This is a genomic window from Salmonella sp. NW884 (assembly GCF_051700745.1).
Lineage (GTDB): Bacteria > Pseudomonadota > Gammaproteobacteria > Enterobacterales > Enterobacteriaceae > Salmonella > Salmonella enterica.
Genome location: NZ_JAMMDE010000007.1, coordinates 24471 through 43536 on the forward strand (window position 1 = coordinate 24471; position 19066 = coordinate 43536).

General features: G+C 56.6%; 20 protein-coding genes and 1 pseudogene. 4 read left to right on the forward strand and 17 right to left on the reverse strand.

Annotated features, from left to right (window positions below; translation table 11 throughout):
• Window positions 1-126: 126 nt before the first annotated feature.
• From ucpA to NA197_RS15690, 5 genes and pseudogenes are all read right to left on the reverse strand, one after another.
• Window positions 127-918, reverse strand: a complete 792-nt coding sequence (ucpA, locus tag NA197_RS15670; protein WP_000517460.1) for an SDR family oxidoreductase UcpA — start codon at window positions 916-918, stop codon at window positions 127-129.
• Between the two features lie 237 nt (window positions 919-1155).
• Window positions 1156-2055: a porphyrinogen peroxidase gene (gene yfeX, locus NA197_RS15675; RefSeq protein ID WP_000084583.1), complete on the reverse strand. Its 900-nt coding sequence runs from the start codon at window positions 2053-2055 to the stop codon at window positions 1156-1158.
• A 94-nt stretch (window positions 2056-2149) separates the two neighbouring features.
• Entirely contained in the window at window positions 2150-2725 is a 576-nt protein-coding gene (locus NA197_RS15680; protein WP_000838971.1) for an RpoE-regulated lipoprotein, read from the reverse strand.
• 61 nt (window positions 2726-2786) lie between these two features.
• Window positions 2787-3236, reverse strand: a pseudogene (locus NA197_RS15685) (DUF2919 domain-containing protein).
• The gene (locus NA197_RS15690; protein ID WP_000406008.1) at window positions 3223-3648 is read right to left on the reverse strand and encodes a GNAT family acetyltransferase; all 426 of its coding nucleotides are present in this window, start codon (window positions 3646-3648) and stop codon (window positions 3223-3225) included. Before NA197_RS15690 ends, NA197_RS15685 begins: the two are co-directional and overlap by 14 nt.
• Window positions 3649-3860: 212 nt before the next feature.
• Between NA197_RS15690 and amiA the strand changes: the two genes are divergently transcribed.
• From amiA to NA197_RS15710, 4 genes are all read left to right on the forward strand, one after another.
• The gene (gene amiA / locus NA197_RS15695) at window positions 3861-4730 is read left to right on the forward strand and encodes an N-acetylmuramoyl-L-alanine amidase AmiA (protein WP_000102880.1); all 870 of its coding nucleotides are present in this window, start codon (window positions 3861-3863) and stop codon (window positions 4728-4730) included.
• A gap of 2 nt (window positions 4731-4732) precedes the next feature.
• Complete coding sequence (hemF, locus tag NA197_RS15700) at window positions 4733-5632, forward strand: oxygen-dependent coproporphyrinogen oxidase (RefSeq protein ID WP_000801339.1); 900 nt, start codon at window positions 4733-4735, stop codon at window positions 5630-5632.
• A 20-nt stretch (window positions 5633-5652) separates the two neighbouring features.
• Window positions 5653-5982 (forward strand): hypothetical protein, encoded by a 330-nt coding sequence (locus tag NA197_RS15705; RefSeq protein WP_064043385.1) that lies wholly within the window; start codon window positions 5653-5655, stop codon window positions 5980-5982.
• Window positions 5983-6110: 128 nt separating this feature from the next.
• Window positions 6111-7388, forward strand: coding sequence for a DUF1963 domain-containing protein (locus NA197_RS15710; RefSeq protein WP_064043386.1), 1278 nt, complete (start codon window positions 6111-6113; stop codon window positions 7386-7388).
• Window positions 7389-7587: 199 nt separating this feature from the next.
• On the opposite strand, the gene eutR is transcribed toward NA197_RS15710, so the two are convergent.
• From eutR to eutM, 12 genes are all read right to left on the reverse strand, one after another.
• The gene (gene eutR, locus NA197_RS15715; RefSeq protein WP_000753666.1) at window positions 7588-8640 is read right to left on the reverse strand and encodes an HTH-type transcriptional regulator EutR; all 1053 of its coding nucleotides are present in this window, start codon (window positions 8638-8640) and stop codon (window positions 7588-7590) included.
• 47 nt (window positions 8641-8687) lie between these two features.
• Window positions 8688-9182 (reverse strand): ethanolamine utilization microcompartment protein EutK, encoded by a 495-nt coding sequence (eutK, locus tag NA197_RS15720; RefSeq protein ID WP_000606266.1) that lies wholly within the window; start codon window positions 9180-9182, stop codon window positions 8688-8690.
• 12 nt (window positions 9183-9194) lie between these two features.
• A complete protein-coding gene (gene eutL / locus NA197_RS15725; RefSeq protein ID WP_001111056.1) occupies window positions 9195-9854 on the reverse strand; it encodes an ethanolamine utilization microcompartment protein EutL in 660 nt (219 codons plus the stop codon).
• A gap of 9 nt (window positions 9855-9863) precedes the next feature.
• Window positions 9864-10760, reverse strand: coding sequence for an ethanolamine ammonia-lyase subunit EutC (eutC, locus tag NA197_RS15730; protein ID WP_000372339.1), 897 nt, complete (start codon window positions 10758-10760; stop codon window positions 9864-9866).
• Between the two features lie 18 nt (window positions 10761-10778).
• Window positions 10779-12140 carry an ethanolamine ammonia-lyase subunit alpha gene (eutB, locus tag NA197_RS15735; protein ID WP_000769990.1) on the reverse strand — a complete coding sequence of 454 codons (1362 nt, stop codon included), beginning with the start codon at window positions 12138-12140 and terminating at the stop codon, window positions 10779-10781.
• An 11-nt stretch (window positions 12141-12151) separates the two neighbouring features.
• Window positions 12152-13555, reverse strand: coding sequence for an ethanolamine ammonia-lyase reactivating factor EutA (eutA, locus tag NA197_RS15740; protein WP_064043387.1), 1404 nt, complete (start codon window positions 13553-13555; stop codon window positions 12152-12154).
• Window positions 13552-14778: an ethanolamine utilization protein EutH gene (gene eutH / locus NA197_RS15745; protein WP_000512359.1), complete on the reverse strand. Its 1227-nt coding sequence runs from the start codon at window positions 14776-14778 to the stop codon at window positions 13552-13554. Before eutH ends, eutA begins: the two co-directional genes overlap by 4 nt.
• 119 nt (window positions 14779-14897) lie before the next feature.
• Window positions 14898-16085 (reverse strand): ethanolamine utilization ethanol dehydrogenase EutG, encoded by a 1188-nt coding sequence (gene eutG / locus NA197_RS15750; protein WP_001147504.1) that lies wholly within the window; start codon window positions 16083-16085, stop codon window positions 14898-14900.
• Window positions 16075-16914, reverse strand: coding sequence for an ethanolamine utilization protein EutJ (gene eutJ, locus NA197_RS15755; protein ID WP_064043388.1), 840 nt, complete (start codon window positions 16912-16914; stop codon window positions 16075-16077). The genes eutG and eutJ overlap by 11 nt, the downstream gene beginning before the upstream one ends.
• Window positions 16915-16924: 10 nt before the next feature.
• On the reverse strand, window positions 16925-18328 hold the full coding sequence (locus tag NA197_RS15760) for an aldehyde dehydrogenase family protein (RefSeq protein ID WP_064043389.1): 1404 nt from the start codon (window positions 18326-18328) through the stop codon (window positions 16925-16927).
• A gap of 11 nt (window positions 18329-18339) precedes the next feature.
• Window positions 18340-18627, reverse strand: coding sequence for an ethanolamine utilization microcompartment protein EutN (eutN, locus tag NA197_RS15765; protein WP_001522340.1), 288 nt, complete (start codon window positions 18625-18627; stop codon window positions 18340-18342).
• A 112-nt stretch (window positions 18628-18739) separates the two neighbouring features.
• The gene (gene eutM, locus NA197_RS15770) at window positions 18740-19030 is read right to left on the reverse strand and encodes an ethanolamine utilization microcompartment protein EutM (protein ID WP_000387716.1); all 291 of its coding nucleotides are present in this window, start codon (window positions 19028-19030) and stop codon (window positions 18740-18742) included.
• Window positions 19031-19066: the final 36 nt, after the last annotated feature.

Here is a 19066-nt window from a genome sequence, read left to right on the forward strand (position 1 = left end):
ATGGTCATCATATTTATAACCAGCGCTAAAGGAGTAACGGTTTTATATACCGTTTGATGATTTGAAAGTTGAAAAGGGAATAAGAGAATCCCTCCCCACGCGGCGTGAGGAGGAGACCGGCATCAATCAGACGCCTACGCTTACGCTTTCAGGCAGGGTACTGCCGCCATCAATGACGTTTTGCGTTCCGGTAAGATAGCTGGACTCATCGGAAGCCAGAAATGCCGCCAGTTCCCCTACTTCCAGCGGATCGGCAAGACGGCGTAGCGGAATGGCTTTTGCCATTTCCGTTAATACCGACTCCGGATCGTCAGGATTAGACTGACGGGCAATGCTTTCCGCCATCGGCGTTCTTACATAACCGGGGCAAATGGCATTCACGCGAATACCGGACTGCGCATACTCTACCGCCAGCGATTTGGTTAAACCGACAATGGCGGCTTTTGACAGCGCATAGGCCGTTTCACCCGGGTCCGCCACCATATCTCCCGTAACGGAAGACATCATCACAATGCGGCCATCTTTACGTTTGATCATCTCCGGCAGGACGGCTTTGGTGACGTTCCAGACACCTTTAATATTAATATCAATGTGGAAATCGCGATCTTCTTCACTCATATCGAGGAAGTTGCCCAGACGGCACACGCCAGCGTTATTCACCAAAATATCAATTCGACCTTCAGTCTCTTTGGCGCGCGCAACCGCCGCCTGCACCGAAGCAAAATCTCTGACGTCAGCCTTAACGGCAGTACAGCGATGCCCGCGTCCGCCCAGCTCATCCGCCAGTTTTTCAATCTCATCGGAGATATCCAGCAAGATTAAGTTCGCGCCGTGGCGTGCGAATACGCGAGCGATCCCTTCGCCAATGCCCTGCGATGCGCCCGTAATCAATGCTGTCTTGCCCGTGAGTTTACCCATTTTCAATGTCTCCTTTTGAATATGGAGTCTTACACTCCATTAACACTGAAAATACAGTAATAACAAATAAGTGCTGAGGAATAGCTCACTAATTCAGGTAAATATTAGGTAAAAAAATCCCCGCGGAGGCGGGGATGGGCATTTTTATGCTGTTCTGCCTGATGGCGCTGCGCTTATCAGGCCTACCAATCGTAGGTCGAATAAAGCGTTTGCGCTGCCATCCGATAGGGTTTTACCTTATAGCGCTAACAGGCGATCCAGCGACGGCGCAAAATAGTAGCCGCCAGTTACCGGCTTGGTGAAGCGCAGCATCGCGTCGCGTTTACCGTCGGTATCGCCGAACATACTCAGAAGCTGCTGTTCGATATTGTGCAGACGTGCGCAGTAAGCGCAGAAATAGAGGCCATGAGTACCGCTGGCGGTGCCGTATGGCAGGCTCTGGCGCACAATCTTCAGCCCTTTGCCATCTTCTTTCAGATCGACGCGACTCAGGTGAGACGTTGCCGGACGCGCATCGCCGTCAATCTCTTCATTGGCTTCTTTGGTACGCCCGATCATCATCTCCTGATCGTGAATACTCATCCGGTTAAGTTGCTTGAGATTGTGTTCCCAACGCTGCACGAACACATAACTGCCGCCGGCATCCACGCCATCTTTGATCACCGCCACTTCACGACGCGTCTCTTCGCCTGCCGGGTTCTCTGTCCCGTCGACAAAGCCGCTCAGATCGCGTTCTTCCACCCAACGGAAGCCGTGAACTTCTTCTTTCACGTCGATACAGTCGCCGAAGGCTTCCATCGCCGCCTGGGCAACAGAAAAATTCACATCGTGGCGCAGGGAAAGGATATGGATCAGCACGTCATACTGCGTGGCCGGCGCCAGCCCTTTACCATAAGGAATAAAATCTTTCAGTTCTTCCGCCCCGACGCCGCCACTCAGGGCACGCCAGGTATTGTTGCCAAACGCCACAACGGCCCCAAGATGGGCGTCCGGAAATTTGACTTCGAAGGTCGCCAGTTTATCGGCAAATGTTCTGCTGGCCGCGCGCAGGGCGTCCAGGTCGCCTTTCACATTGGCTTCAATCCAAATTGCCGCACGGCAATGTTCCGGCAAAATGCCACTTTGAACCTGAGACATGATTCCTCCTGAAAATGAGAATGCCACGCAGTCGTGGCATTAATGGAGGTTATTTTACCTTGTTTTTAAGCGAAGCGGTTTGTTCAGGCGCAAATTAACGACGCCAGATAATTTTGCGCACGTCCCAGTTTTTTAAGACGTCATCAGGAGGCATTAAGCCTTCCGGTCCGCTCCACTCGCCGGAGAAAACATAGCTAATATGCTGACTTCCCTCGGCTTTACATTCGACGCTGGTATGGCTATCGCTGGAAACCGGCTCGCAGTGACCAAAAGCTTTGCTGTAAAGGTCGCTAAACGGCGTACCGATTTTGCCCCCCGCGGCGGTTGGGATATCGCTATCCAGCACATCAATACGGCTCACGGTTCCCTGCTCGCCGTTGATCACCATCGCGACGCTGTCGCCCTTCATCGCTTCGAAAAAGCGCACCACGTTGCCGTTATCGGTTTTCATACCGCTACGCAGGCGATAATCGCCATCTAATGCCTCTGCAATAGCCGGCTCTTCCAGCGGCGTGGCGGCGGTCAGCGCTCCCACGCCTTGCTCAGTGACTTCTGTCGAGGAACCAAACCAGTTCCATGGATTTGCGGCAGACCAGTTGACCGAGGAGAGCGTCGAACAACCAGTCAGCGCCAGCGGCAGTGCGAGTAAAGTCAAACGCAGCGATTTCATCTCACTTCCTTTCTTTTATTAATTAACGTTGGTTGGAGTACGGGTTCGCCAAAAAGTGCCGTTATTCTTTCTCAAGGGAAAAACAGGCACGCAAACGTTGATTGGTTAACAGCCAGATCAGCGCGACGATGTCCGCCAGCAGCAGCGCCAGCCCGACGCCGCTGACCGGGTCGCCACCCAGCCACATCACCGGCAGCCAGCACAACGACACCAGTTGAGCAAGAATCAGGAGTCCGCGCAGTCAGCGCCACACACCAGGAAACGCTTCACGCCGCCCGCTGAGCAAAAACGCCACTACCGCCGGAACGCCGGGCAACAGCCCCAGCCAAAAATTGTCATGGTCGGGATAAAAAAAGTTTAACAAAGTATTACCCTGTCCACGGGATGAACCGGCAATGACAAAGAGTACCCAGGCGCGCGCCTGAAGTAGCAGTACGCACCAGAACAGAAACGGCAGGCGTAAACGTCCGTGTACATCATAATCGGCTGGATGAAACTCAGTACTCTTCATCTTCAATCAGGCGTTTACCCAAACTTAGGGCGTCAGAATGCTCATACCCCAGACGTTCATACATGCCCAGCACAACGTCGTTATCATCACGCACCATAATTTGGATTTTCGGACACCCGCGGGCGATGAGTTTTTTTTCCAGCCGGTTAAGCAGCGCATTCGCAATGCCGCGCCCGCGGAACTCCGGGTGAACGCCCAGGTAATACGCCGAGCCGCGATGCCCGTCATAACCGCCCATTACCGTACCGACGACTTCGCCGCTAACTTCCGCAACGAGGAACAAGCTGACATCGTGATTCACCTTGCGTTCAATATCCATTTCAGGATCGTTCCATGGACGCAGCAGGTCGCAACGCTCCCAGAGGGTAATCACCTCTTCGAAATCTTCCTGGCGAAAAACGCGTATTTCCATGGTATTCGTTGCCTTTTCGGGTGGAAAAACCAAGATTATGGCGCAAACATCTGATTCAGCCAATATCTGACGCGATGTAGCGGAAAAAATGGCATAATGGCGATGTGTCACGTATTGAAATGAAAAGTAAAACAATTCTCATCACCAACCGTCGTAACGGATTACGCGATACGATATAACATCTTGAACTTAATTTTCACAACTCAGGCCGTATGAGCACTTTTAAACTCCTAAAAACTCTCACTTCGCGCCGCCAGGTACTCAAAACAGGTCTGGCGGCCCTGACGCTGTCAGGTATGTCGCACGCAATAGCCAAAGAAGAAACGCTAAAAACCAGTAATGGTCACAGCAAACCCAAAACCAAAAAAACCGGCAGTAAACGGTTGGTGATGCTCGACCCCGGACACGGCGGCATCGATACCGGCGCGATTGGCCGCAACGGTTCTCAGGAAAAACACGTCGTACTGGCAATTGCCAAAAACGTACGCGCTATTTTGCGAAATCACGGAATCGATGCGCGTTTAACCCGGACAGGGGATACCTTTATTCCGCTGTACGATCGGGTGGAAATCGCCCATAAGCACGGCGCGGATCTGTTTATGTCTATTCATGCCGATGGTTTTACTAACCCGAAAGCAGCGGGCGCTTCCGTTTTTGCGCTTTCCAACCGCGGGGCCAGTAGCGCCATGGCGAAGTATCTCTCCGAGCGTGAAAACCGCGCGGACGAAGTGGCGGGTAAAAAAGCCACTGACCGGGATCATCTATTACAACAAGTTTTGTTTGATCTGGTGCAAACCGATACGATTAAAAACAGTCTGACGTTGGGTTCGCATATTCTCAAGAAAATCAAACCTATACATAAATTACACAGCCGCACTACCGAACAAGCGGCTTTCGTGGTGCTAAAATCACCGTCAATTCCGTCGGTGCTGGTCGAAACCTCGTTTATTACCAATCCGGAAGAAGAACGCCTGCTGGGCACAACGGCGTTTCGCCAGAAAATCGCTACGGCGATCGCCAACGGCATCATCAGTTATTTTCACTGGTTTGATAACCAGAAAGCGCACACGAAGAAACGGTAATCATGAAACCCGATGCACATCACGTAAAACAGTTTCTGCTACGCCTGCAGGATGATATTTGCCAAACGTTATCCGCTGTGGATGGCGCAAACTTTGTCGAAGATAGCTGGCGACGCGAAGCGGGCGGCGGCGGACGCAGCCGGGTATTACGCAACGGCGGGATTTTCGAACAGGCGGGCGTTAATTTCTCTCACGTTCACGGCGATGCAATGCCCGCGTCCGCCACCGCGCATCGGCCAGAACTCGCCGGGCGTAGCTTTGAAGCGATGGGCGTATCGCTGGTGGTGCATCCGCACAATCCGTATATTCCCACCAGCCATGCTAACGTGCGCTTTTTTATTGCCGAAAAACCGGGCGCCGATCCGGTGTGGTGGTTTGGCGGCGGGTTCGATTTAACGCCCTACTACGGCTTTGAAGAGGATGCCGTTCACTGGCACCGCACCGCCCGCGACCTGTGTCAGCCGTTTGGCGACGATGTGTATCCGCGCTATAAAAAGTGGTGCGATGACTACTTTTTCCTCAAGCATCGTAACGAGCAGCGCGGTATCGGCGGCCTGTTTTTTGACGATTTGAATACGCCGGATTTCGACCACTGTTTTGCTTTTATGCAGGCGGTCGGTAACGGCTACACCGAGGCGTATTTACCGATTGTCGAACGACGCAAAGCGATGGTCTGGGGAGAGCGGGAGCGTAATTTTCAACTTTATCGCCGCGGTCGCTACGTGGAGTTCAATCTGGTATGGGACAGAGGCACCCTGTTTGGTCTGCAAACCGGCGGGCGCACTGAATCTATCCTGATGTCGATGCCGCCGCTGGTGCGCTGGGAGTACGACTGGCAGCCAGAAGCGGGTAGCCCGGAAGCGGCGCTGAGCGAGTTTATTCAGGTACGCGACTGGATTTAACTTATTTATAAAGTAAGACAATGCAAACAAATACACGGAAAGTAGTAACCAGTGACACCAAATGGCATCCCCATCTGGGTATAAGTTTTATTGGCTGCCTGCTTGCCATTACGCTAGAAATATATTTTGAAGAAAGAATATTCACCCCTCATAGCGGAGGGGTGAGCTTCGGTCTGATCGTGCTTCTGGTTATCAATATGGTGACCATCCCTGTGGTCATGGCCCTGATAGCATTACTCTGCTTTATTATTCATATTCCGCGTAAAAGCGTTAACTGTATCTTGCTATGCATACTGGCATGTATTTTGACGATAGCCGGTTTGTTTATCGCCTATCCGGTTGGCCGTTGAATAAAAGCAGGCTCGTAGAAATAAACGAGTTCATTGTAGATAAAGAATTCGGATAACCGCCCGCTGCCGTTATCATTAGTAAAACAGTACAGTAAACACTCGTAGAATTTGCAGTGGAGCACTACCGCATGGACGAGCGTATTCCTTGTAAAAACCCGCAATGCTCACATTTCATCCTGCCAGCAACGGCTGCCCGCACGGAGGGCTATTGCATGCCCTGCGTCCAGGCGCGCTATCGGCAAGAGCAGGAAGAATATATCCGGAAAAACAGAAAAACGATCGACGCGTTCAGTGGCATTACCAACCCTGTTGAAATGCTTAAACTCGTTCATGAACCCCGGGAACACGATCCGTTAATCGAGTGGATTCCCTGCCCCATTCCGACCGATGAGCTTTACAAAAAGCTCTCCGATGATGAAAGCCGCGACATGGTCGATTATGCAGAAGAATTATTTGATTCCGGATGGCAGGAGGAAGCTCAGGAAATTGCGCTGTGCCTGGCGGCATTTACCCGGGCCAATCTGGATAATTTCCTGCGCCAGGTAATAAATGAAGAAGAACTGGAGCTCTCTTCACCCCTACCTTTTCACCGTGCGCCGCCTGACGTACGCGACGCGCTTTTGCAGAAGGTGGAAACCGATGACGAAAACCGTGACGGCATTCTTTGCGCCCTGGCCTGGATTGGCGATGAGGTTGTCGTTGAGCATTTTAACCGCTGGCGCCAGGAACCACCTGCGTGGAGTGCTTCACTTCATATCCTCCCTCATCGCTATGCTCACCAGGCGGGATGGGAGCTCACTGAAAATGGCCGCAGGCGCGATCTTTACTTTACGCAATGTACCCATCTGGTAAAACAGGCACCTGAACAGCCTGCCGTTTTTCGCGCCGTCGCAGAATATGGTGAAAACTGCCCACACTGTTCCCTGCCGCTAATCAATCTGTTTGAGGTTGCGCCGAGCGCCGTCGGCCTCAGCACGCAGGGTTGGCCCGGTCAAATTCGTATTCTGACCTGTCAGTGTTGTACGGCATATAACACCGTTTTCGCCACCGTCGATCCGCAAGGCCAGCCGCGATGGTACGAAAAAAATGCGCTCTCGACGCTGGCGGTGGAGAATTCCTCTGACTGGATAACGCTACCGCTTGATATTCTGCACCCCGGGGAATCCCGTTTGCCGCTATTCGCTGCTGAAATATTTTTACCCACCACCTTCTCACAGCTCGGCGGCCATCCCGCATGGGTTCAGGATGCAGACTACCCCACGTGCCCAACGTGCGCGCAAACGATGATGTTTCTTGCGCAGCTAAGCTATGAAGATATTGAGGAAGAGGAATATGCGGAAGGAATGCTTTACGGGTTTATCTGCCCCTCCTGCCAAACAACGGCAACGTCTTATCAGCAAACATAAACGTTCATCCTCATGACCTGATGACAAAACTGTTTTGCACGTTGTGCGCGCGCTTCCCCGGACGCGGCGCTGGCGCGCCTTGTCCGGGCTACCAACCACAGACAGCAGCGAATCCGTAGGCCCGGTAAGGTGCCAGCCGCCACCGGGCAATTCCCGACACGCGCACGTTATCAGCAACCGGAGAGCCTATCCATCAATATCAAGCCCATTGCCGCATCCGTTGATGCAGCGTCAACGACGGTTTTTCGGCAAATAATTGCTGATAATCGGTGGCAAATTGCCCCAGATGCCAGAATCCCCACTGCATCGCGGCATCTTTGACCGTGGTGCTCTGCGACCACGGGCTAATCAGTTCCCGGCGTACCGCGTTTAAGCGAATACGTTTCAGCCACGCATTGGGGCCAATGCCCAAAATGGCGTGAAACGCATTTTGCAGCGTGCGACGGCTTACGTGTAGCTGGTTACATAAGTCGAGCACCGTCAGCGGCTCCGACATATTTTCCAGCACATATTCCCGCGCCCGCGACAGTAGCCTACGATATCCCTGATGGCTGATGCTCTCGGCGCTATGAATCGGCTTCGCCTCTTCCAGCATCGTGCCCATCGCCAGCAACAAATTATCACTCAAGACCTTACGCACCGCAGGTTGATGCAGGGTTTCAGGACTCTCGCTGAAGGTGGCCAGCGCCTGCTGCACAAAGCCCCACAGCGCCGCTTTATGCTGCTCTTTTACCTCCAGCGCTAACTGGTTACGTAGCATATGCAGCACCCTTTCCGGGTTATGCAAAAACGTGGCCTGACGGGAAATAACATCTTCCGAGATAACGACGCCCAGAATGGTGTAATCATCCGGCGTGCTCAGTTCAAACTCGGTGCCTCCCGGTCGGGTGGCAATCTCGGCGCTGCCGAGCCCCTGCGCGCCGATAAATCCCTGTTCGCCGCGCGTCGCCGGAATACCAAACCAGAAAGAGTTTGGCCAAACCAGACACGACTGACGCAGCGCCAGGCCGGTGTATTCACGGAACACCTGAATCTCATCAAGCAGGATTTCCGTGAACTCGCCATGAAATTTACCCGGGTGTAACTGATCGTAGATCTGCTGCCAGGCGGTGATAGTCAGAGCATGTTCATAGACATCCGTCGTCCGTCGCTGATGAACATTGTCCACCTCGACTCTGGGCGTAAGTTTAACGTCTTCGGGTAACGCTTCATGATAAAGATGGTGCAAATTCGCTGTACGGGTCTTTTTCATGATCTTCTATGCCGGACGCCCGCCAGGACGCCCGGCCCTCCGACAGATTAATTTTTGATGCGATAGCGACTACTGCGTTTACGCAACGCTCCGTCAGAAAAGAGTTGTTCCAGCACGTTTCTGGCCTGCTCCAGCGGCCAGCCAAAATGCGCGGCCACCTCTCCCGCCGTCATTCCCTGGCGTACTGATGCCAGCAGCGCCAGTAACGCTTCGGCGAACTCAGGCGTTGCGGGTACCTGGGGCGCTTTCTCAGTCGGCGTTGTCGCACGCGCAAACCCGCCAATCAGCCACTGGGTGTCCTCTTCCGGGCGACCAATTTCTTTGCGGCTAATCACACGGCCTGTGCGCTGCGCGGCGGCGCTTCCGGCATCCAACGCCGCACGACACGCCGCCAGATCGCCCTCCACCACCAGCGTGAGCCTGCCAGGGTCGAGCACTTGATGACTGAGCAAACGCACGTTGGCCGCTTTCAGCATGGCATCCGCCGCATCGACGGCGGCGACCATTCCGTCCACTTCCAGTAATCCCAGGGCATTGATCATTGGCAGCCTCCGTTACGCACGCTGGACAGGGTTACGAGCGATATCCAGCACGGCGTCGGTAAAGGCGTTGCAGGCGGCTTTACACGCGGCCTGGCTTCCCGTTAAGAACGCGGCCGAATAGTTGGTTTCCGACGGCGGCGGCACGTAAGTCACCAGTTGAACGTCAGCGGATTTCATCGCCGCGTCAATGCCGAATGTCGCTTCCAGCGGCGGCGCCACCAGATAGGCCATCGGATCGCCCAGCGCGATACCTGCGGTAGACGAGAGGTACGAGCCGGTACGCGAAACCACATGCGCCAGGAACGCGGTATTTTCCGCATCGTTCGCCCACTGGAACGCCGCGCCGTTTTCAATACTGGCAACCATCGCATCCAGACCGGCGCGCACTTCCGCCGGGTTCGGTCCGCCAAGCATAATCAACACCTCACCGGCGGTCGGCGATGGCCCGTGAGCCGCCCCGGCATAGAGGGAGCGGCCATAGACCACTTCCACCATCGCCTGTTTTGTCGCTTCGTCAGCGGCAATATAGGTCACATCATCAGAATCTGCCGTGATGAGTCCGAGGCTACGTATATGTGGCGGTAATTTAAGTTCCCGCGCAAAGCCGTCATTCACGGAGGCAATCACGCGCATGGCAGTCACTGAAGGTCGAATCAAATCTAATGCAGGCATGATGTCTCCTTAACGGGTCATGTTGATGCCGGACGCTTTCTGCTCCAGCATCCGTTTGGCCAAATCCACAATCACGGCGGCGGCTTCTACCGGCGGCGTCCCCCCCTGATGAATGTTTGAAATACAGGTTCTGTCGGCCTCGACGGTGGTCGCCACGCGCGGGGAATAGACGGCGTAGCAGGAGAGGCTTTCCGACTGCCCCAGCCCCGGACGTTCGCCCACCAGCAGGATGACGACCTTCGCGCCGAGAATTTCGCCAATCTGATCTTCAATCTTCACGCGGCCATAGCGCACAAAGAACGGCGTACCGACGTTCAGCCCAGCCTGCTTCAGACCGGCAAGCAGCGGCGGCAGGATCTCTTCATAGTTGGCGGTGATCGCATCCGTAGAGAGGCCATCGGAGACTACTACCTGCACATCCGGGTTCATCACGCACTGCGACTTCAGCGCGTCAATGGCTTCCGGGCTCAGGCGACGCCCCATATCCGGGCGCGTCAGGTACAGGTTTTTGTCGCTGATCTCCGAACGCACTTCCAGCAGCCCTTGCGCTTTTACCCACTCTTCCGGCACTTCTTTGAGCACGGTGTCTTTCGAACGGGAGTGATCCGCCAGGAAGCGCAACAGCGCCTGGGTGCGCGGACGCGGCCCGGCACGACCCGTGCAGACGCGTGCCGCAGTACTGCGACGCAGTTCGGTCAACACGTCCGCACGATGTGGGTTCTCGACGCCAATCCAGGCTTTTGCCTCTGCGGAACCTAAATCCAGCGCGCAGCTTTCGGTCACCGTCGGCGCGGCGCACTGCGGCTTTGCGCCTTCCTGCGTTGACGCCGCGACGGGCTGCGGTACGTCCTGTCCCATTGACGCCATCACGCTACGTACAATTTCTTCAATCTGTTTTTGATCCATGGTGTTATCCCCGCGTCATCAGAAGAACAGTGACGGATCGCCCGCCCGTTTGGTCAGACGACCGTTTGCCATAATGCCCATCGTTTCCAGCCAGCGTTCAAACTCCGGCGACGGCCGTAAATTCAGCAACTGACGGACGGTGGCGGTATCGTGGAAAGCGGTAGTCTGGTAGTTGAGCATGATGTCGTCGCCGAGCGGCATCCCCATGATGTAGTTACAGCCAGCAGTGGCGAGCAGAATCATCAGGTTTTCGTTAAGGTTCTGGTCGGCATCGGCATGGTTGGTATAGCAGCAGTCGCAGCCCATCGAGATGCCGCTCAGCTTGCCCATAAAGTGATCTTCGAGACCGGCGCGGATAATCTGCCTGTCGTTGTAGAGATACTCCGGCCCGATAAAGCCCACCACGGTGTTCACCAGGAACGGATCGTAGTGGCGAGCCAGCCCGTAGTTACGCGCTTCCATCGTCACCTGGTCGGCACCAAAGTTCGCGCCAGCCGACAGCGCCGAGCCCTGTCCGGTTTCAAAGTACAGGCAGTTTTCCCCGGCGATGCGGTTGAACTCCGCCCCCACTGCCCGCGCTTCGTCGAGCATGGCCAGCTCGACACCGAACTCTTTTAAGCCCTTCTCGCTGCCGCAAATGCTCTGGAAAATCAGTCCGCCTGGCGCGCCGCGACGAATCGCTTCAATCTGGGTGGTGACGTGCGCCAGCACGCAGCCCTGGGTCGGAATATTGAATTTATCGATAACGCCGTAAACGGTGTCGAGCACGCGGGTCAGGTTCTCCACGTCATCGGTCACCGGGTTAACGCCGATCACCGCATCGCCTGCGCCGAAAGAAAGCCCTTCGTAGATTTGCGCGGCGATACTCTGTACATCGTCACGGGTATCGTTCGGCTGCAAACGGCAGCTAAAGGTGCCCGGAATACCGATGGTGGTATTGGCTTTTTTGATCACCGGCATTTTCTTGCCGCCGTAGATCAGATCGGCGTTGGAGCAGATTTTCGCTACTGCCGCCACTACTTCGGAGGTCAGCCCTTTGCGGGTAAACGCGATGTCGTCCACGGAGGTTTCATCGCTCAGCACGTATTCGCGCAGTTCGCTGATGCTCCAGTTTTTAATCCGGTTATAGGCCGTTTCGTTGACGTCATCCTGAATCAGGCGCGTCACGCAGTCCTCTTCATAGGCAATCACCGGATTGTTGCGGATATCCGCCACCGTCATTTCCGACAGTACCTGTTTTGCCGCTACGCGCTCCTGCGAACTTGCCGCGGCAACCCCGGCCAGCACATCCCCCGAACGCAGTTCGTTGGCTTTAGCCAGTACCTCTTTTACATCCTTAAACTGATAAACATTGCCGAACAATGTGGTCTTTAGTTTCATAAGTCGTTCCCTCAGGAAGGAAATGCGAGTGATTTCACCGTCACCGGCACAACCGATCCGCCAAAAAGAGGCGTACCAATGTCGATATAGTCTCCCGCCCGCACGACCACCTCATCGATGACCGCCAGCGGAAGTTGCGGTAACTGTGGGCGCAATAACATGCCCAGCGCTTTACCAAAATCCTGCTCGGCCACCACCAGCAGGGGATGTGGATTGGGATAACGCGCGACAAAAGCCGTCAGCGCGTTGATGACCGTGAGTAATGCGGCGTAACGCACCGGAAGCGTGGCGGGAAGCGCCAGCACGTAAGCGTCGGTTTGCGGGTCGAGATCAAGCTGGAGAAGCGCCTGCCGCCAGGCGTTCACCAGATCGGCGTCATCCTGCGGGATCGCCACCGGCAGGTTGCGCAGCGGCAGTTGGACGTCTTCCAGCCAGATAGTACTGCCGGAAAGCGACAGCGTATGGGCCCCCGTGCCGATGACCGTGGCGCGTACGGTTTGCGCCGGAAACTGCACGTTCATCTCGCGCAGACGCGGGTGCTCATGCAGCGCGGTCGCCAGCAGCGGCCCGATATCAGAAAAGCAGAACGGATCGGCAGGTTGGTTGCGGTAGCATTCACCTACCCCACCGGAAAGGGTGATCACCTCTGGCGTAATATCGGCGGGCAGTAGCCCGGTTTGCATCAGCGATTGCGCCAGCGGCGAGAGCGCGCCGGTGATAACCTCGACGATGAGATCCGCCATCCGCCGCGCCACCTGTCCCAACTGTGCGGCAGCTAAGGCGCGAGCATCAGTACCCGAACCGAACACCTCATCGATAATCATCTGCCCCGGCTGATGGGCATAAACCACGCGCCCCTGAGCGTCGGTTTCCAGCAGGCGACCACCGACGTTAAGGCAAGCGGTGCCGCTGACTTTTCCCGCGTCAAACAGCGCGTAGTTAGACGTGCCGCCGCCGATATCAATATTCAGCACCCGGCACATCCGCTGCTCAGACAAGCTTTGCGCTCCGGCGCCGTAACCGGCAATGACCGATTCCAGATGCGGCCCGGCGCTGGCGACCACAAAGTCGCCCAGCGACTGCGAGAGCGCCATGACCGCCGGACGGGCGTTGCGGGTTTTGGCGCTTTCGCCGGTGATAATGATAGCCCCTGAGTCCACCGATTCAGGCGCGATGTCTGCGGCCTGATACTGGGCCAGAATCAGCGCTTTAAGTTCGGCCTCTTTCAGACCGCCCTGCTTATCCACGGGCGTAAAGAAGACCGGGCTTTGCCAGCTAATGTCGCGTTTGATGAATTCGTAGCGCGGCACCTGCGACACCGCCGCACGGTTAACCAACTCCAGGCGCGAGAAGATCACCTGCGTGGTGGTGGTGCCGATATCGATACCGACGCTCAGTAGCTGGCGAGTGTTCACGATTGCGCCTCCGCTTCGGTTTTCACCTGGGCGGCGTCATCTTTCGGCACCAGCATCATCGCCACGCCAATCGCCGTCACGCCGCCGATCAGCTTGCCGACGATCATCGGGAAGATCATGGCGTTCATGTTGGCAGCGGCGAAGCCTAAATGGTCGCCCAGCGCGAACGCCGCAGAGACGGCAAATGCACAGTTAATCACTTTGCCGCGGGTATCCATCTGCTTCATCATGCCGAACATGGGGATATTGTTCGCCAGGGTCGCCACCATGCCTGCCGCCGCAATATTATTTACGTTCAGCAGTTTACCGACATTCATCAACGGTTTTTCAAACCAGCGGGTCAGTAACAGCACCATCGGATACGCGCCAAGCAGCACGCAGGAGATAGAGCCGATCACTTCAATGGCGCGCATCACTTCGCCGGGTTTGTCGCCTGGCGCCATAAAGATCGGGTCGAGTCCCGGAATCAACTCCCAACCCAACAGGAATTTAACCACCGCAGCCGCCAGACCGATGGTGATCAGCGCCACCAGAAATTTGGCGAAAATCTGGAAACCGTTGATCATTTTTTCCGGGATGAACTTCAGCCCCAGCGCTACCAGCACCGCGACGATCAATACCGGGATCATGTTCATCAGGATCAGCGCGAAGGTAAACTCCACTGGCTGACCATTGATCTGCACGCCTGAGTACATGGCGATCAATCCCCCCGCAATGCAGCCAATGGGAATGGTGACGATACCCGCCAGTACGCCAAGCGCCAGGTAGCGGCGGTCAGACGGTTCGATAATGCCGAGCGCCACCGGAATGGAGAACACAATGGTCGGCCCCATCATCGACCCAAGTATTAACCCTGAGTATAGCCACGCCGCGACATCACCGCCGGCCAGCTCTTTGGCGAGGAAGAATCCGCCCATATCACAGGCCAGTAGCGTACCCGCGAACATGGATGGGTTTGCGCCCAGCATTTCGTATACCGGGATAATAACCGGCCCCAGTACATGCGCCAGCACCGGCGCCAGCGCGGTCATACCGACCATCGCCAGTCCCAGCGCGCCCATCGCCATAAAGCCCTCTTCAAACTGGCCGCCAGACCCCTCAATACTCTTGCCGAATTTACCGAGGAAGCGCGCCGACCCGCCGAACTGCGACAGGATTCTGTCCACGGCGGCAATCAGCATAAAGAACATCATGATGTACATGATGATTTCGTTAATTCCCATAGCCCTTACTCCCTGCCATTTATGATTTGTAGGCCGGATAAGACGTTTACGTCGCCTCCGGCATTAACGCCGTGTTATTGCCGGATGGCGGTGCGAGCACCTTATCCGGCCTACAGGCATTACCCGGCAGCCGCGTACAGGTCGATAATCTGTGCCTGTGTGGCGGTGCGTGGGTTACTGCGCAGACAAATATCCTCCAGCGCGGCTTGCGCCCACGCGCTGTAGTGTTCGGGTTTGGCGCCAGCGTCAGCCAGCCGTTTGCTCTGTCCCACTTCGGCAATCAGCTCGCACACCGCCGCAATCGCATCGCGATCGTCCGATTTCTTATTGGTTAACGCCCGACCGATTTGACTGAAGCGTTCGCGGCATACCATCCGGTTAAAGCCCATGACCGTTGGCAGCAGCATGGCGTTGGCCTGGCCGTGCGGAATATGCAGCGCCGCCCCTGGCTGGTGCGCCATCGCATGACACAGCCCCAGACCAGCGCTGGAAAAGGCCATTCCCGCCATACAGGAGGCCAGTAACATATTTTCACGCGCCGCCAGATCGTGGCCGTAACCCACGGCTTTCGGCAGCGATTTGCCAATCATCGCTATCGCGCCAATCGCCAGGCTGTCGGTAAACGGCGTGGCGTTGAGCGCGCTGTAGGCCTCAATCGCATGCGTCAACGCATCGATACCGGTCATTGCCGTCACGTTTGGCGGAACGCCTTCGGTCACGGCAGCATCAAGAATCGCCACGTCCGGCATTAGTGACGCGTGCGCTAGTACCTGCTTGCGTCCGCTGACCGCGTCGATAATCACCGTTACGTTGGTGGTTTCAGAACCGGTTCCGGCGGTGGTCGGCACCGCAATCAGCGGCAGACGCGGGCGTAATGTACTGCGCTCGGTCATGGCGCTCAGCGTCTGGTCAGGGTTAGTCACCAGCAGGGCGACCGCTTTCGCCGCGTCCAGCACCGAACCGCCGCCAAAGGCCACTACGCCGTCGCACGCCGCCTCACGCAGTTGCGCCACCGCCGCGCAGACATCGGTGATGCACGGCTCGCCTGGCGGACACGGCCAGACCGTCATCGCCACGCCTTTCATCGCCAGGCTGCGTGCCAGCGGCGCGGTCATTCCCGCCTGATGCAGAAAGCTGTCGACCATCACAAACAAATGGCTTACGCCTCGCGCTTGCGCTTCCTGGCCGCAGGCGCCGAGCGCCCCAAGTCCGCACAGCGTGACCGGCGGTACGCTGAACGTTTTCACCCGTTGCAGATTCAGGGTGTCGAATGCCTGAAACAGCGCCGTCTGTAGTTCAGCTTGCATAGAGTCCCTCCGCTTTCGCTCTCCCGCTGTTAGCTATCGCCAGCGGGGTCATAAACAGGCTGTGCTGCGGCAAATGCACCTGTAACTCCGGGAAACGCTGACGAAATAACGCCTCCACGCCCGGCTGCATACAGGAACCGCCCGCCAGCCATAAATCTGTCACTCCCTGCCCAGCAATATGGCAAGCGACGATTTCCGCCATCTTTTCGTACACCGGCTTCACTACCGGCCAAATCTCCTGCGCATTGCTGCGCTTGTACTGTTCCGCCTCTTCCAGGGGAATACGGCGGTTGCCCGCCAGCGTCAGGGAGATATGGTGCCCGCCAGTGGCTTCATCGGCGGAGTAAGTCACCTTGCCCTGTTTGACGATGGCAATGCCGGTAGTGCCGCCGCCAATATCCACCACGCCTGCATTATCAAGCGCCAGCAGATCCGCCACCGCCGTCGGCTCATCCAGTACGTGGCTGACTTCTAACCCGGCAGACTCCAGCACGTTGTTCGAAATACGCGGGTCGGTGCCCGGCGGGAACGAGGTCGCCGCGTGGGTAAAGCGGCAGCCGAGCTGCTGTTCAAGGGTGTCGAGATGGCGGCGCACGAGGGTGACGGCGCCGAAGAAATCCCAGACGATGCCGTCACGCACAACGTCGGCCCAGTCAAGGCATACCGCCACCGGCTGGGCGTTGCCGTCGACCACCATCGACACCACGTCGCAGGTGCCCAAATCGACGCCCAGCCACAGCGGTGTATCGCTGGCGGCGGGCGTCTGGTTACACAGGGCCGCCGCTTTTTGCAGTCTTGGGGTGAGCCAGAGTTGTTCGTCGTGCGCCATGAGTCATCCCTTATACAATGCGAAACGCATCCACCAGCACGCATCGACGCAGCCGCACAAAGGTACGCGCGCTGGTCACGCCTTCGCCGGTTGGCGTGGTGATAGTCATGGTGGTCCAGCCTTCACCGCCCAGTCCGAGACCAGCAATGCACGGACCGTTTTTGACGAAAATACTGGTATCAATGGCGTTCGCCATCTGGTTCATGTTGTCGATATTGCGCGAGTGCATCGCCGCCGTATGGTGGCAACCGCCTTCAAGTTGTACCGCCAGGGCGATGGCTTCTTCGACGTTGGCGACCCGCACCACCGGCAGTACCGGCATCATCATTTCAGTGACGGCAAACGGATGGTTAGCTGGCGTTTCCACAAACAGCAGGCGCGTTTGATCCGGGACGTTCAGGCCGATGGCTGCGGCGATCTTGCCCGCGTCACGACCGACCCAGTCACGGCTGACGGTGCCTTTGCCGCGTTCATCGATATTCTTCAGCAGCACCGGCTGGAGCAGTTCGGCCTGAGCGGCGGTCAGTTTCACCGCGTGCTGACCTTCCATCAGGCGCATCAGCTCGTCGGCGACGCTATCCACCACAATCAGCACTTTTTCGTCGGCACAGATGATGTTGTTATCAAACGACGCGCCTTTGACGATGGATTGTGCGGCGCGCGGCAGGTCGGCGGTCTCATCCACCACCACCGGGGGATTGCCTGCACCGGCGGCAATCAGGCGTTTATTAGTATGTTTGCGCGCCGCGTCCACCACCGCTTCGCCGCCGGTCACCACCAGCAGGCCAATACCGGGGTACTTGAACAGCCGCTGGGCGGTTTCGATATCCGGGTTCGCCACGGTGACCAGCAGATTTTCCGGGCCGCCGGCGGCGACCACCGCCTGATTGAGGAGGGTGATTGCCCGCTGAGAGACCTTTTTCGCCGCCGGATGCGGGGCAAACACGACGCTGTTGCCTGCGGCAATCAGGCTGATGGCGTTATTAATCACCGTCGCCGCCGGATTGGTGGACGGCGTGACCGAGGCCACCACGCCCCACGGCGCATTTTCAATCAATGTCAGGCCGTTATCGCCGGTCAGCACCTGCGGAGATAAACACTCGACGCCCGGCGTGCCGCGCGCCTGCGCCACGTTTTTAGCAAATTTATCGTCAACGCGTCCCATGCCGGTTTCGCTGACGGCAAGTTCCGCTAATTCTCGGGCGTGTTTTTCGCCCGCTTCGCGAATGGCATGAATGGCAAGCTGGCGCATCGCCACGCTCTTCAGCCCCTGCTGGGCCCGTTTTGCTGCCGCCACTGCGTCATCCAGGGAGGCAAAAACGCCCATCTCATGAACAGTGCTGGCCGGCTGGCTGCTGTCTTTCATTTTCAGCAGTACCGCTTTCACCACCTGTTCAATATCCTGTTGATTCATGATGTTCAGTCCTATTTATGGAAAACCACTTTCCCGCCAGCCACCACTTCATCGACGATGCCAATGACGCACAGATCGACCGGTGATAATTCGCTGCGATGCGCCTGGCGTGCGGAACTGCCGCTGACCAGCAGTACCCACTCTCCGGTTCCCGCCCCGATACTGTCGATAGCGACGGCACACTGCCCGTCGGGGTTGCCCTGGGCATCGATCATTTCCACCATCAGCAATTTGTCATGCGCCAGTCCCTGATGGCGGACGGTACATACGATTTGTCCTGTGACGACTGCCAGTTTCATATCCGCCTCCATGGATTGCCCGTTGGGTCGTAGGCCTTGAATCTGCGCACCATCAGGCAATGGCGCGCATTCATGCCGGATGGCGACGCTGCGCGTCTTATCCGGCCTACCATCAAATGTTGCTGTCGCCTTTGAAGCTGATCGGGAACACTTCTTCCAGATCGCCGTGCGGGCGTGGAATCACGTGTACAGAGACCAGCTCGCCAATGCGCTGCGCCGCAGCGGCGCCAGCATCGGTTGCGGCTTTGCACGCCGCCACGTCGCCACGCACCATGGCCGTACACAGGCCACCGCCAATCTGCTTCACGCCGACCAGCTTCACGCGTGCGGCTTTTACCATCGCATCTGAGGCCTCAATCAGCGCAACCAGGCCCCGGGTTTCAATCATTCCTAATGCTTCCATCGTGTTTTCCTCTCATTAAAGGGGTCCAGAACGGGA